Below are 12,277 nucleotides of genomic sequence, written 5' to 3'. Positions count from 1 at the left end.
CGGTGCCCCGCGGTGCGGCGGGCTACGCCAGGTGAACTTCGCCCCGTGGCGGGGCAGGTTCACAGCCATGAGCACGGCACGGAAGTACACCCCGATCTCCGCGGAGGGGCGGCTGGGACGCGCCAACGAGCATCCCGGGCGCTGCGACCACGTCTATCGGCAGCGCCGCGACGCCCTGGCGGCCCGCGCCGAGAACCACCAGGTGGGGACGCCGTATCCGGGCGTCGCGTACACCGAGGAGGAGCACCGGACCTGGCGGACGGTGCACCGGGCACTGGCCCCGGCGCACCGTGCGCACGCCTGCCGGGAAGTGCTGGCAGCGCTGGCCGACGCCGAGATCCCCGCCGAGGGGGTTCCGCAGCACACCGACATCACCCCCGGGCTGCGGGCTCGCACCGGGTTCGCGCTCACCCTGGCCGGCGGCGTGGTGCCCAACGAGCGGTTCCTGGGCGCGATGGAGCACGGCTACTTCCATGCGGTGCAGTTCGTACGCCATCCGGCCGTGCCGCTGTACACCCCCGAACCGGATGTCCTGCACGACGTGTTCGGGCACGGGATCCATCTGTCGTCACCGCGCATCGCGGAGCTGTACCGGGTCATCGGGCGGGCCGCGAACCGGGTGCGCACCCCGGAGGCACTGGACATTCTGAGCCGGGTCTATTGGTACACCCTCGAATACGGGCTGATCACGGAATCCGGCGTGCCGAAAGCCTACGGTGCGGCACTGTTGTCGTCATACGGGGAGATCGCCGCCCAAGACGCCCGGGAAGTACGCGAACTGGACATCTGCCAGGCAGCCAGCACTCCGTACCGTATTTCCAGCTATCAATCCGTTTTGTTCGCGGCGCGGTCTTTCTCCCATCTTGAGGATGCGATCGGCGCGTTCTGCGCGGAATTCGACGAGGACACCGGCGAGCGGCTGGGGTTGCCGTCACTACCTCGCGACCGGTCGTAGGGGCTGGTCGGGTCCACGGGCCGGGCGCCGGGGGCGGCCGGGCGGGCAGGGCGGGCGTGATGGTGGGGCGGGTGCGCAGGGCGGTGGCGTGAGCGGCGCAGCAGGGGGACAGCGGTGGGCTCTCCGGCGGCCGACGCCAACGGGTCGCCATCGCCTGCACGTTGGCCGCCGAACCGGACGCGCCGCTGTGCGACGAGGTCACCTCGACGCGCGCTCGCCCCGGACATCGCCGTGGCAGTCATGGCTCCGCTGGCAGCGATCAGGACAGACCGCGGGCTGACGCACGTCGTCGTCAGCCGTGAGGCATCGCCCATCGCCGCCTATACATGCCGGCACCGTGGACACCCGGGAGCCGGGAGGCCGGGAGGTCGGAAGGGGGGCGCGACCGGCTCGACGAGACCACCGCGGGGCACCCGGCGACCGCCCGCGCGCCCACCATCACCGTCCGGGGCTCCGTCGGCGTGCGCGGCCGGCCGGATCAGCGGGCCCGTTCCGGTCCCTCCTCGCCCTCGACTTGCGGCTCTTCCTCTCCCTCTACGGCGACCAATGCCAGCGTGATGTTGTCCGGTGCGCCCGCTTCCATGGCCGCCTTCCACAGCTCGAAGACGGCCCGCCCGCCGTCGTGCGCCCGCAGCACCTCGGCGATCTCCTCCTCCAGGACCGGGTCGGTCAGTCCGTCGGTGCAGACCACGTACCGCCGGTCCTGGGCGAGCGGCACGGACCGCACATGCGGGGTGATCGCACTGAACCGAGGCGCGCCGCCGATCGCCTGGGTCACCAGCGACGTGGTCCGCTGCCCCTCCCGCAGCGGCGGGCTGTCGTCCACGCTCACCTGGCGCAGCCCGTCGTCGCCGGCCTCCAGGACGCGGCTGTCGCCGACGTTGAAGACCAGCAGCGCATCGGGCAGGATCACGGCGCCGGCCACCGTGGTGCCCATCGCCGTCAGCGCCCGGTCCCGCTCGGCCGCGGCGTACACCGCCCGGTTGCACCGGGTCAGCGCCTGCCGCACCGCGTCCTCGCTGTCCAGCGACGGCCCGAGGGCCGCCAGATGCGCCACGGTCAGCGCACTGGCCACCTCACCGCCCGGCTGCCCGCCGATGCCGTCGGCGACCGCCACCACCAGGGGGCTGCCCACCGGGAACACCAGCGTATGGGGATTCTCGGTCACCGTGCCGCACAGCGTCCACGGTCCGGCGACCAGGCTGTCCTCGTTGTGCTCCCGGATCAGGCCGGTGTGGCTGAGCGCCGTCACCGTGATGTACCGCATCGGCGTGTCCATGGCCGTCGCTCCCTCGCGGTCGCTCCCCCGCCGGGCCCGCCGCGACGCATCCGGCCTCGCCCCGGGCCCACGGGCTCAACCGGTCCCCGCCCGGCCGCTCAGCGTGTGCCGCTGCATCAGCCGGGAGACGTCCTTCGCGGTGATGATCCCCACCAGATGCCCCGCGTCGACGACCAGGATCCGCATCCCGGTCCGCAGGGACAGCTGGTCCAGCGCCTCGGTCAGCAGATCGTCCGGCGCGGCCACCGCGCACTGGGACAGCGGCGTCGCCACGTCCCGTACACGGAGTTCCTCGCGCTGGGCGAGCGGTATCGACGCGAGTCTGCGGAGCTGCACCACACCGCTCGGCCGGCCCTCGAAGTCCAGCAACGGGACGGTGGAGTGCCCGGTCTGCACCGCCACCTCGTCGATGAAACGCTGGACCGTCAGCCAGTCCGCCCCGGTCGTCACGGGGCTGGACATCGCATCGGCCGCCCGCACCCCGCGCAATGCCGACTGCAGCGTCGCACGGCGCCGCTCCGACCCGGCGACGACCATGATGAACAGCCCGATCACCGCCAGCCACAGCCCGCCCGTTATGCCGCGCAGTACGGATATCCAGCCGACTGCCACCAGCAGCCCGCCCATCACCTGCCCGCCCCTGGAGGCCGCCAGATCGGCGCGGTCGCGGTCGCCGGTGCGCCACCACAGCAGCGCCTGCACCACCCGGCCCCCGTCCAGGGGAACGGCCGGCAGCAGATTGAACACGCCCAGGAACACATTGGCCCAGCCCAGCCACACCAGGACGACCGCGGGCACCGCGCCCAGCGACAGTGCGCTGAGCCCGAAGCCGGCCCCCAGCGCCACGCCACCGATGACCAGGCTGGTCAGCGGCCCGCTGACGGCTACGGCGAAGGCCGCGGAGGCGCTCTGCGGCCGCCCCATCCGTGTGATCCCGCCCAGCGCCCACAGCGTCACGTCCTCGACGGAGATCTGCTTGCGCCGCGCGATGGCGGCGTGCGCGGTCTCGTGCAGCAGCAGACTGGCGGTGAGCAGCGCGGCCCCGACGACCCCGGCCACGGCATAGACCAGGGCCGAACGGCCGGGAGCGATCACCGGCAGCGTCTGCCGTCCGAGGCCGTACGCGAAGAGCACCACCAGCAGCGGCACGCTCCAGTGCATGCGAAGCGGCACCCCTACGACATGTCCGATCCGGACCGAGCCGTTCATCAGCGTCTCCCGCCGGTCCTGGCGGTGGTTTCTCCGGGCAGGGCCCCACGCCCCGCACTCCACGGACCGCCCGGCACGGCACTCACCCCCCATTGTCGCTCGCCCCCTCCCCTGCCGAACTCCGTCGTCGTCGAACTCCGTCGCCGCCTCGGCCGGTGCCGGCCCGTCCCCCGAACTAACCTGGAGGTGCGGACGCCCGGCTGTGCGGCCGCCGATACGGAAACGCGTACCGCCCTGGGACGGAGGCGAGGGCCATGGGACGCAGCCATCACTTCCACCTCGATCAGGGTGGCCACTCGATCACCGTGAACGTCGGCCCGGGCCGGGACGGCGAGATAGAACTCCTGGTCAACGGCAAGGTCGTCGCCTACCAGAAGGAACACAGCACCGGCCTGAACCTCCTGACCGGCGAACTTCCCGACGACCCCGCCCGGCTGTTCCGAGTACGCGTCCGGGAGCCGCGGCTCGTCCCCACCGCTCCCCGCTGCACACTCGAACTGGACGGCGTGGAGCGCCCGATGCCCGAACGCTTCCTCGTCTGAGCCCGAGCACCACCCCGGCCGGAGCACCGTCCCGTCACCCCCGTCCCGACGTCCCCCTCATTCTCCTTTTCTCTTCCTCTCTCGTGCTTCTACTTGGTCCTGCCCTCTGTCTCCACGAGTTCCTTGAACTGCTGGAGATCGGTGCGCACACCCCGCTCGATCGCGACCGCCTGCGCGAACCCCTGGGGCCCGCCGAAGGTCTCCTTGATCGTGCCCGGGTCGTACTCGAACCGGGCCTGGAGCCGGGTGTGCCCCCGGTCGATGGGCAGCAGCGAGAACGTCCCGGCCAGATCGGGGCCGCTCGTGGTCTGCCACGTCATCACGTTCTCCATCTCCCGGTCGACGATCTCCACGTCGAACGCCTGGGCTCGGCCGCCCGCGTCGACGTCCAGGTGCGCCCGCCGTTCACCCTCTGGCCGGGCCTCCCGCACGCCGTTCAGAAAGCGGGGATAGCTCTCCGCACGATGGAGGCAATCCCAGGCTGTTTCGAGGGGAACACCGATGTCGATGTGTTCTTCGAGAGTGCTCATCGGACACCTCACAACCTCTTCACTGCCCCCCATTACGTCTCCAGGGTCCTCCGCCCAAGGGCCGGAAGCGACCCGAGTGCGCTTACGCGTACTTACAAACGCCCTGACCAGCGGCGGTTGCCCCGTCCCCGACCGCCTTGCCGCCCCGGCCCCCGCCTCCGCCACCTCTGCACGTGCCCCGTGCGGCGCCTGGGCGGGACCCTTGAGGCCGGGTCCGTCAGGCCGGGTCCGTCAGGCGGGGCCCTCCACGATGGGGTCCTTCCGGCAAGGTGCGATGGCGAGGATCGCCACGTCGTCGTGGAGGATGCGGGTGTGGCGGGGCAGGTCGGCGTTGAGGAAGTCGATGACGTCGGCCGGTCCGGGGGTGGACCGGCCCCCGAACCGCTGGCCGAGCCGGTCCAGCAGCGGATAGAACGCACCCGTGTGATCCCGGGCCTCGATCAGTCCGTCCGTGCAGAGCAGCAGCACATCGCCGAAGGTGAAGCGGTGGGTGTACGAGACCGGGGGGTCGGCGGCCAACCCGCCCAGTCCCAGCGGCAGGGCGGGCGGCCCGGTGAGGGCGCTCACCTTCCCACCGGAGATCAGCACCGGCTCGATGTGCCCGTGGTTGATGATCGTCACCTGCTCGGCGCGGGCGTCGTACTCGATCAGGGCCGCGGTCACGAACAGTTCGTCGTCGGGGATCTCGGCCGCCTCGTGAGCCAGGCGGCGTTCCATCCGGGTGGCCACCGCCAGCAGGTCCCCCGGGTCGTGGACCGCCTCGCGGAAGCTGCCGAGGATGTCCGCGACGGTGCGGACCGCCTGCAACCCCTTCCCTCGGACATCGCCGATGATGGCCCGCTCGCCGGCCTTCGTGGCGCGGATGTCGTAGAGGTCTCCGCCCACCATGGTGCCGATCTCGCCCGAGCGGTAGAGACCGGCCGCCAGCACCTTGCCGACCTGGTGGGGCACCGGCCGCAGCAGGGTCCGCATCAGCGCCTCGGCCACGGAGTTGACCCGCACCAGGTGCCGCTGCTGACGCTGCCGGTACCAGGCCAGCGCCACGCCCATGATCCCTACGACGATGGTGGAGATATACGTCGCGACATAGTGGTTCCCCCATAGCTGATGTGGATTGTGGCCCGTGCAGCACGGCGTTCCCGCGAGCACGCCTTCCAGGACGACGACGAAGGCGGTGACGACGGCGACACCGAGCGGACCGTGGGTGAAGGCGGCGAGCACCGGCACGGCGATCAGCAGGGAACTCACCGCCCATTGCGTGGGGGTGATGAACTCCACCAGCAGTACGGCCAGGACGTAGAGGCCGGGCAGCCAGCGCATCCACGTGGGGACCGTCGGCGCCTCGAATCCGTTGCTGTCCACCAGTCCGGAGATCCGCTGGACCGGGCGGCCACGATGCGACAGCCTCACGGCGGCGGCTCCTGCCGCGCCGCAGGGTCCGGACCCGGCAACGCCGTCATCCTGGCCTTCAGCGCCACCGCTCGACGACCCACTCACGCGACCTGTTCACACGGGCTCCCGCCACCGGCTCCTGCCGGACTCCTGCTCCTGCCAGACCGTGCCCAAGGCCCACAGCCTGACGCGCACGGCCAGCCAGCCCGACGATTACGCCATCGGCGGCATGTCACCTCCTCTCGGCCCGTCTCCCGTCGGCCGCGGGCGCCCCTGGCCGTGCCGTGCACGGTTCCCGTTCGTGGCGTCGGCCGCCCTTCCGTGCGCCCTTCCCCACGCCGTCCCGTACGCCGCTCCGTATGTGCCGGCCGGTGTGCTGCGAAGTCGTTCATGATGCCCCCTCTTTTCGGACAGTCGGTCGGGTCCGTCCGGTGCGGTTCCCTGCCGCCCCGCGACGTGTTCCACTGTCCGCGATCCGCCGTCCGGGGGCGTCAACCCGAGGGTGGTAACGCGGCGTCAACCCCAGGTTGTACGCGAGGCGCCGGCCGCGCCCCTGCGGTCGACCGGCGCCTCTGGCCCTCCCCCTGACCTCGCTATTCCTCCACCGCTCCGCCGATGCGCCGGAGGTGCTGGCGGAAGGTGTAGGCCGGATCGGCGGCGCGGCGCGCAAGGAAGTCGTCGAAGGCGGTTTGCCGGCGCAGGGTCTCGCCGGCACGGATCCTGCGGGCCTGTTCGCGTTCGGTCTCCCAGATGGTGCGTGCGGTGTCCAGTACCTCCTCGGCGCGGTCCGCGGCGACGAACAGCACCCCGTCGTCGTCACCGAAGACGACATCGGCGGCGGTGACCAGGTGGGCGCCGAAGCGCGCGCTGACCAGGGCGTCCGGCTCCCGTTCGGTGAGCCGGACCGGGCCCGGCGCATGGCGCCCGTAGCTGAAGACCGGGAGACCGATCTCGACCAGTTCCGGGGTGTCCCGGTGCAGCCCCCAGATCACCACGCCGGCCAGACCCACTGCCTGCGCCTCGAGGGCCAGCAGGTCGCCGACGCATGCCTCGTCCTGACGGCCGCCGTTGTCGATGACCAGGACGTCGCCGGGCCCGGCGTCGGTGAACGCCTCCAGGAAGATGTCGACGCTCCCGTAGTGGCGGGCGGGCAGTGCGCGTCCGGCGATCCGGTGGCCGGATACCACCGCGCCGATGCCGGGCGGGGCGGCGCGCAGCGGGACGCCGAGCCGGACGCAGGCATCGGCCACCAGGGGTGTGGACAGCTCGGCGAAGGTCTTCAGCATGGCGTTCTCCTCGTTTCGGTCCCGTCACCGCCTCGGCGCGGTCGGCGCAGGCTCTGGCGAACGATGCCATGGTTCCCGGCCGTTCGGGCCCGATACGCCAAGGCGCCAATGACATCGAGGCGCCAACTCCCGCTCTCCACCGGCCGCGCGTGGCCGGAAACCGCCTTATGGGGCAACCGGTCCCGGCCTAGCTTTGACTCCGTGACCAGATTCAAAATCTGGTCACGGACACGGAGGAGGGGGTACGTGGAACGGGCCGAGCGCGGTGAGCGCATCCTGGAGGCCGCCGGGGAACTGCTGCTCGCCTGGGGCTATCGGCGTGTGACGATCGACGAGATCGCCCGCCGCGCCAAGGTCGGCAAGGGGACGGTCTATCTGCACTGGAAGACCAAGGACTCCCTGCTGCTGGCCGTCGTCCTGAAGGCCCAATGGCACGGTCAGCAGCGGCAGTTGGCGCGGATGCGGGCCGATGCACGGGATGTCCTGCCGAGCCGGATGATGCACGGCTACTACCGCAACTTCCTGGAGGAGCCGGTCCTGCGGGCCCTTTACACCGACGACGTCGACATTCTCGACCGGCTCCGGGACGCCGCCAAGAAGGAATTCGCCGACCTGATCGAGTTCACCAACCAGGTGGGCCTGCGCTATCTCGAAGTGCTGCGGGAACACGGGCTGGTGCGTACCGACACCGACGTCCGGCACCAGCAGTACATTCTGCTGTCCACGACCACCGGCTTCTTCATGGCCGAGGCGACCCTGCACGACCGCGCGCCGGACACTCCGGAGGTGCGCGGCGCCCTGCTCGCCGAGACGATCCGCAGCGTATTGGAAATACCGGCGGAGGATTTCCGCGTGCCGGACGCCGGGGCCGTTTCCGCGTCCGGTTCCGCCCTCTCACGGGGCGCGACCGTACAGAAGGCACTGGCCTCCGCGGCGCGCGAAATCATTCCGCTGTACGAGCAGGTGGAGGAGTACGGCGCCCGGGAGATGCGCCGGCAACTGCGTGACTGAACGCCCGTACGGACGCGGCACGAATCCGGCCGCAACTCATCGCGGCATCCGTGCCGCCCCAGGCTCATTTCACAGGAGAAAGCCATGAGCGAACTGGCGGAATCGCCCTTCAGCAAGCACGTCGGCAAACACCCCGGCGAGCCGAATATGATGGAACCGGCCCTGCTCACCGACCCGTTCACCGGATACGGGGAGCTGCGCGAGCGGGGACCGGTGGTCCGCGGCCGGTTCGTGGACGACACGCCGGTGTGGTTCATCACCCGCTTCGACGAGGTCCGCGACGTGCTGCGCGACCAGCGCTTCGCCAACAACCCGAAGTGCGCGGCGGGTGGCGAGGGCGGGGAGACGCCCACCGACCGGCTGCTGGAACTCATGGGGCTGCCCGAGCATTACCGGGTGTATTTCTCCGGCAGCATCCTGAACATGGACGCACCGGATCACACCCGGCTCCGGCGGCTCGTCTCGCGGGCGTTCACCGCCCGCAAGATCACCGATCTGCGGCCGCGGGTGGAGGAGATAGCGGACGATCTGCTGCGCCGACTGCCCGAACACGCCGAGGACGGCGTCGTCGACCTCATCAAGCACTTCGCCTATCCACTGCCCATCACGGTCATCTGCGAACTGGTGGGAATTCCGGAGGCGGACCGGCCGCAGTGGCGGGAATGGGGTGCCAAGCTCGTCTCACTGCAACCGAAGCCACTCAGCGAGGCATTCCCGGCGATGGTCGAGCACATTCACGAGTTGATCCGGGAACGGCGCGCGGCGCTCACCGGCGATCTGCTCAGCGAACTGATCCGGGTGCATGACGACGACGGCGGCCGGCTCAGTGACATCGAAATGGTCACGATGGTCCTGACCCTCGTCCTCGCCGGTCATGAGACCACCGCCCATCTCATCGGCAACGGCACTGCCGCACTGCTCACCCATCCCGATCAGCTGCAGCTGCTGAAGTCCGATCCGGAACTGCTGCCCCGTGCCGTGCACGAGTTGATGCGCTGGTGCGGTCCGGCGCAGCTGACGCAGATGCGGTACGCCACCGAGGACGTCGAGGTGGCCGGGGTGCAGATCAAGAAGGGCGAGGCCGTGACGCCCATCCTGGTCGCGGCCAACTTCGACCCCCGCCACTACGCCGACCCCGAACGGCTCGACCTCACGCGCCATCCGGCGGGCCGGGCCGAGAACCACGTCGGTTTCGGGCACGGCATGCACTATTGCCTGGGTGCCGGCCTGGCCCGCCAGGAGGGCGAGGTCGCGTTCGGCAAGCTGCTCGCCCGCTACCCGGATGTGGCGCTGGCGGTGGAACCGGAGGCCCTCCAGCGCGTACCGCTGCCGGGCAACTGGCGGCTGGCCGCACTGCCGATCCGGCTCGGCTGACGGTCGCCACCACCGGGCGGGACCTCGCGTCGACGCGGCTCCGCCCGGTGGCACCCGCCCCGGCTCGGGCGGGTGACGCCGGCGTGTCCGCCGCCTACGGCTCGATGTGGAGGTGACCCGCCCATCTGCCCGGCAGCAGCTGGGTGTTCGCCCGGAGGGTGCGTATGGCCTCGTGGAGGACGCGGGCGGGGGCTGGTGTGGAAGAGGCGGGCGGCCTCGGTGGCGGCCTCGACGGGCCAGAGGGTCGCGACGACCTGGCCGAAGCCGGCGAGGTGGAAGGCGCCGCCGATGTGGACGGCCTCGTCGGGGACGCGGCCGGAACCGGCGGTGGTACAGGCCGAGAGATAGCAGAACCCGCCGTGCGGGAGGCGGAGCCGGGAGATCTCGGCGACGGTCAGCGGCGGGTCGTGGCGGATCAGGTGACTGCCGTACGGGCTGCTCGCGTCGGCGACGGCGTGGCAGGCGAAGGGGTCGTGCGTGCTGGCGGGCAGGACGGCCAGCAGCCGTGCGCGGGTGGCCGGGCACCGGTGACGAGGGCGTGCCGGGCCCGTAGCGGTCGGCGGCGGCGCGGGCCTTGGTGAGGGCGCCGGCCAGGGGCGCGAATCCTGGCGTCTCCGGTATCGCCACGACCGAGCGGCGCGAGGTGCAAGGGCCGCCGGCCGCGGCGGGGGTCGCGCGGACGGCGGCGGCGAGGGCGGCGGCCGTCGGGGGTACGAGGGGACCGCCCGCTCCAGGGGGAGCACGCGCGGTCCGGGTCGGTGTGGTGGCCGGCGGCGCGCAGCGGGAGCAGGGCCAGCGGGCCGGTGGCGGAGAGCCAGAGGCGGGGCAGCTGGGCGGGGCCTGTGGCCGCAAGGGCGGCGGGGCTGGCGGACTGTCTGGTCGCGGTGCGGGTCGGGGATCCGGGCGGGCGGTGCGGGCGCGCGGTGCCCCGGGAACCGAGCGACGAACGCCCGCGCTGCGCCGTGCCCGGGACGGCCATGCGGCTGCTGGCGGACTGAGCGATGGGCCCTCGGCTGTGATGCCGGCGCCGTTGTCTGTGCCGGTGCCAGCGCCGTTGTCTGCGGCGGTGTCGGTTTCAGTGTCGGTGCCGGTGCCGGTGCCGGTGGCGGTGGCGGTGCGGTGTCGATGTCTGTGTCGCGGGGGTGCTTGGTCAGTCGGATGGCTGTGTTCATGGCTCAACGGTGCCTGGCGGGAACGGCGACCGACGTCAACCCCAGGGTCGTACTTGTCAGGCCCGATCCGTAGACCCCAGGCATGACGCCAACTCCAGGCATGACGCCAACCCCCGCCCGCGGGGCCGTCGTCGGGCCCGCCCTGCGGATCAGGCCGCGGTGGCAGGCTCGGAGTGCGCGGAGGCCGGGCAGGCCGGCCGCCCGGCCCGGTCCGGTTGCCCGCGGAGGTCGGACAGCCGGTCCAGGAGCTGGTCCCGGACCGCGACCAGGTCGTTGATACGGGCCTGGAGCAGAGCGAGCCGCTGCTCGAAGACCTCGATCTTGGGGCTGGGGTCGACGCAGGTGTGCGCGCCGGTCAGCTCGTCGCGCAGGCAGCCGTCGAGCAGCCGCAGGTCGTCGGTGGTCAGACCGGCGGCCAGGAGGAGCCGGATGTTGGCCACGACCCGCACCGCGCTCTCCCCGTAGCTGCGGTAGCCGTTGGTGGACCGCTCCGGGCGAAGCAGGCCCTGCTCCTCGTAGTAGCGCAGCGCCCGGGTGGTGACGCCGGTGGCGCGGGCGAGTTCCCCGATGCGCATGGTTGCCCCTCCTGGTGACTGCCGACAGGACGTTCGGCCCTGGTGGCCGCCGTCAGGGGGAGCGTAAACCTTGCCGCGGACGTGAACGTCAAGCCGGGTCGCCGAGCGGGGTGAGGACAATCACCGGGATGAGCCGCCCGGCGCGGGCCTGGAAGGTGGCGAACTGCGGATCGGCGGCCACCTGCCGGTCCCAGAGGCGGTCCCGGGGCGCCCCCGTGGCCTCTGTGGCGCGGGCCCGGAAGGTGCGGGTGCCGACCTCCACGGTGACCTCTGGGTGGACGGTCAGATTGCGGTACCAGGCGGGTGGGGTGGGCGCGCCCCCATTGGAGGGGAACACGGCGAACCGGCCGTCCTCGTCGGCCAGGTAACAGGCGGGCGTGGTGCGCGGCAGGCCGGACTTGGCACCCGTGGTCGTCAGCAGGAGCAGTGGGTGCCCCGCCAACGGGCCGCCGACGACGCCTCCGTTGGCGCGGAACTGCGCGATGACACGGCGGTTGAAGTCGTTGCCCTCCTCGGGAGCCTCGGCCGAGCGGTGTGAGGGGTGTGAGGTGGTCGCGATGCTGGTGCTCATGGGCGTCACCCTCGACCTTCACGCCGGGGTGAAGGTCAAGTCGGAAGGTCAAGTCGGAAGGTCATGCCGGTCCGGTGGGACGATCCCGTTCCGCTTTTCCGTGCCCTAGTGCTTAATTCCTCAAGTTGCGGGCATAAGAGGTGTGTTGGGATCGCGTAGGGGGTGGATGTGCCGGCGTTGTTGTGGGCTCGGGAGGCTTTGGGGACTGACGAGCAGAGGGCGATCGACAAACTTGCGGGAGCGCGGAAGGCGCCGGCTGATCTGGTGATGCGGGCGCGAATCGTGAATCTGAGTTGGGCGGGTATGCGGGTATCGGCGATCGCGGCTGAGCTGGGGTGCGGTCGCAAGGCGGTGCGGTGGTGGTTGCACCGGTTCAACGCG

The 12,277-nt window shown here is 71.3% G+C and carries 14 protein-coding genes; 6 read left to right on the top strand and 8 right to left on the bottom strand.

Going from position 1 to position 12,277, the window contains the following annotated elements; translation table 11 throughout:
- Positions 1-67 precede the first annotated feature (67 nt).
- Together B073_RS0137335 and B073_RS49520 are read left to right on the top strand one after the other, a co-directional pair.
- On the top strand, positions 68-955 hold the full coding sequence (locus tag B073_RS0137335) for a hypothetical protein (RefSeq protein ID WP_018543160.1): 888 nt from the start codon (positions 68-70) through the stop codon (positions 953-955).
- A 149-nt stretch (positions 956-1,104) separates the two neighbouring features.
- Entirely contained in the window at positions 1,105-1,257 is a 153-nt protein-coding gene (locus B073_RS49520; protein WP_420706495.1) for a hypothetical protein, read from the top strand.
- Positions 1,258-1,433: 176 nt separating this feature from the next.
- Here B073_RS49520 and B073_RS0137330 read toward each other — a convergent pair whose 3' ends face one another.
- Positions 1,434-2,222 (bottom strand): PP2C family protein-serine/threonine phosphatase, encoded by a 789-nt coding sequence (locus B073_RS0137330; RefSeq protein ID WP_037814171.1) that lies wholly within the window; start codon positions 2,220-2,222, stop codon positions 1,434-1,436.
- Between the two features lie 87 nt (positions 2,223-2,309).
- On the bottom strand, positions 2,310-3,443 hold the full coding sequence (locus tag B073_RS0137325; protein WP_018543158.1) for a site-2 protease family protein: 1,134 nt from the start codon (positions 3,441-3,443) through the stop codon (positions 2,310-2,312).
- 254 nt (positions 3,444-3,697) lie between these two features.
- Between B073_RS0137325 and B073_RS0137320 the strand changes: the two genes are divergently transcribed.
- On the top strand, positions 3,698-3,985 hold the full coding sequence (locus B073_RS0137320; protein ID WP_018543157.1) for a hypothetical protein: 288 nt from the start codon (positions 3,698-3,700) through the stop codon (positions 3,983-3,985).
- 89 nt (positions 3,986-4,074) lie between these two features.
- On the opposite strand, the gene B073_RS0137315 is transcribed toward B073_RS0137320, so the two are convergent.
- The 3 genes from B073_RS0137315 to B073_RS0137305 all read right to left on the bottom strand — a co-directional run bounded on the left by B073_RS0137315 (position 4,075) and on the right by B073_RS0137305 (position 7,193).
- Complete coding sequence (locus B073_RS0137315; RefSeq protein WP_026248094.1) at positions 4,075-4,515, bottom strand: SRPBCC family protein; 441 nt, start codon at positions 4,513-4,515, stop codon at positions 4,075-4,077.
- Between the two features lie 231 nt (positions 4,516-4,746).
- Positions 4,747-5,925, bottom strand: coding sequence for a PP2C family protein-serine/threonine phosphatase (locus B073_RS0137310; protein ID WP_018543155.1), 1,179 nt, complete (start codon positions 5,923-5,925; stop codon positions 4,747-4,749).
- A gap of 575 nt (positions 5,926-6,500) precedes the next feature.
- Positions 6,501-7,193, bottom strand: a complete 693-nt coding sequence (locus tag B073_RS0137305) for an RraA family protein (protein ID WP_018543154.1) — start codon at positions 7,191-7,193, stop codon at positions 6,501-6,503.
- 246 nt (positions 7,194-7,439) lie between these two features.
- Here B073_RS0137305 and B073_RS0137300 point away from each other — a divergent pair, with 246 nt between their 5' ends.
- Positions 7,440-8,204 (top strand): TetR/AcrR family transcriptional regulator, encoded by a 765-nt coding sequence (locus B073_RS0137300; protein ID WP_018543153.1) that lies wholly within the window; start codon positions 7,440-7,442, stop codon positions 8,202-8,204.
- Between the two features lie 84 nt (positions 8,205-8,288).
- Positions 8,289-9,578, top strand: coding sequence for a cytochrome P450 family protein (locus B073_RS0137295; protein ID WP_018543152.1), 1,290 nt, complete (start codon positions 8,289-8,291; stop codon positions 9,576-9,578).
- Here the strand turns inward: B073_RS0137295 and B073_RS49515 are convergent.
- From B073_RS49515 to B073_RS0137280, 3 genes are all read right to left on the bottom strand, one after another.
- Entirely contained in the window at positions 9,479-10,750 is a 1,272-nt protein-coding gene (locus B073_RS49515; protein WP_078508400.1) for a CHAT domain-containing protein, read from the bottom strand. The two genes, B073_RS0137295 and B073_RS49515, sit on opposite strands and share 100 nt — an antisense overlap.
- A 149-nt stretch (positions 10,751-10,899) precedes the next feature.
- Positions 10,900-11,325 carry a MerR family transcriptional regulator gene (locus B073_RS42485; RefSeq protein ID WP_018543151.1) on the bottom strand — a complete coding sequence of 142 codons (426 nt, stop codon included), beginning with the start codon at positions 11,323-11,325 and terminating at the stop codon, positions 10,900-10,902.
- Positions 11,326-11,413: 88 nt separating this feature from the next.
- On the bottom strand, positions 11,414-11,896 hold the full coding sequence (locus tag B073_RS0137280) for a nitroreductase family deazaflavin-dependent oxidoreductase (protein ID WP_018543150.1): 483 nt from the start codon (positions 11,894-11,896) through the stop codon (positions 11,414-11,416).
- A gap of 267 nt (positions 11,897-12,163) precedes the next feature.
- On the opposite strand from B073_RS0137280, the gene B073_RS48960 reads away from it, so the two are divergent.
- Positions 12,164-12,277: helix-turn-helix domain-containing protein (locus tag B073_RS48960; RefSeq protein WP_267881449.1), on the top strand; the 114-nt coding region annotated here is incomplete at its 3' end.

This window comes from Streptomyces sp. MspMP-M5 (assembly GCF_000373585.1).
Lineage (GTDB): Bacteria > Actinomycetota > Actinomycetes > Streptomycetales > Streptomycetaceae > Streptomyces.
Note: the sequence above shows the minus strand (reverse complement) of the source record. Positions and strands in the feature narration are given on the sequence as shown.

What these genes read in the sequence shown, in the direction of transcription:
- B073_RS0137335 (WP_018543160.1), top strand. Translation starts at nt 68, where the DNA reads ATGAGCACGGCACGGAAGTACACCCCGATCTCCGCGGAGGGGCGGCTG.
- B073_RS0137330 (WP_037814171.1), bottom strand. Translation starts at nt 2,222, where the DNA reads ATGCGGTACATCACGGTGACGGCGCTCAGCCACACCGGCCTGATCCGG.
- B073_RS0137325 (WP_018543158.1), bottom strand. Translation starts at nt 3,443, where the DNA reads ATGAACGGCTCGGTCCGGATCGGACATGTCGTAGGGGTGCCGCTTCGC.
- B073_RS0137320 (WP_018543157.1), top strand. Translation starts at nt 3,698, where the DNA reads ATGGGACGCAGCCATCACTTCCACCTCGATCAGGGTGGCCACTCGATC.
- B073_RS0137315 (WP_026248094.1), bottom strand. Translation starts at nt 4,515, where the DNA reads ATGAGCACTCTCGAAGAACACATCGACATCGGTGTTCCCCTCGAAACA.
- B073_RS0137305 (WP_018543154.1), bottom strand. Translation starts at nt 7,193, where the DNA reads ATGCTGAAGACCTTCGCCGAGCTGTCCACACCCCTGGTGGCCGATGCC.
- B073_RS0137295 (WP_018543152.1), top strand. Translation starts at nt 8,289, where the DNA reads ATGAGCGAACTGGCGGAATCGCCCTTCAGCAAGCACGTCGGCAAACAC.
- B073_RS49515 (WP_078508400.1), bottom strand. Translation starts at nt 10,750, where the DNA reads ATGAACACAGCCATCCGACTGACCAAGCACCCCCGCGACACAGACATC.
- B073_RS42485 (WP_018543151.1), bottom strand. Translation starts at nt 11,325, where the DNA reads ATGCGCATCGGGGAACTCGCCCGCGCCACCGGCGTCACCACCCGGGCG.
- B073_RS0137280 (WP_018543150.1), bottom strand. Translation starts at nt 11,896, where the DNA reads ATGAGCACCAGCATCGCGACCACCTCACACCCCTCACACCGCTCGGCC.